The following is a 254-nucleotide window of genomic DNA, read 5'->3' as shown; positions in this document are numbered from 1 at the left end:
ATGCCTTCGTCACCGAAGTAGCCTTTAGCCAGGTTGTCGGTGGACAGAGCAACAGTGTGGTAGGTCGGCAGAGTGATCAGGTGGTGGAAGATACCTGCTTCACGGGACGCATCACGCTGGAAGTTCTTGGTCCACTCGTCAGCCAGCTCAGCCAGCTCGGTGCTGTCGTAGTCGGCGCTCATCAGACGATCGCGATCGTAGGCGGATACGTCTTTGCCTTCCTTCTCCCAGGCATCGAATACCTGCTGACGGAA

Annotated in this window: 1 pseudogene; it reads right to left on the bottom strand. The window is 57.1% G+C overall.

Going from position 1 to position 254, the window contains the following annotated elements:
* Positions 1 to 254 (bottom strand): annotated as a pseudogene (locus B3Q33_RS06950) (isocitrate lyase); the annotation flags it as partial.

Source organism: Alcanivorax sp. UBA3183 (assembly GCF_002364155.1).
Classification (GTDB): domain Bacteria; phylum Pseudomonadota; class Gammaproteobacteria; order Pseudomonadales; family Alcanivoracaceae; genus Alcanivorax; species Alcanivorax jadensis.
The sequence above is the reverse complement of the archived record's forward strand: the minus strand, read 5'-3'. Positions and strand labels throughout refer to the sequence as shown.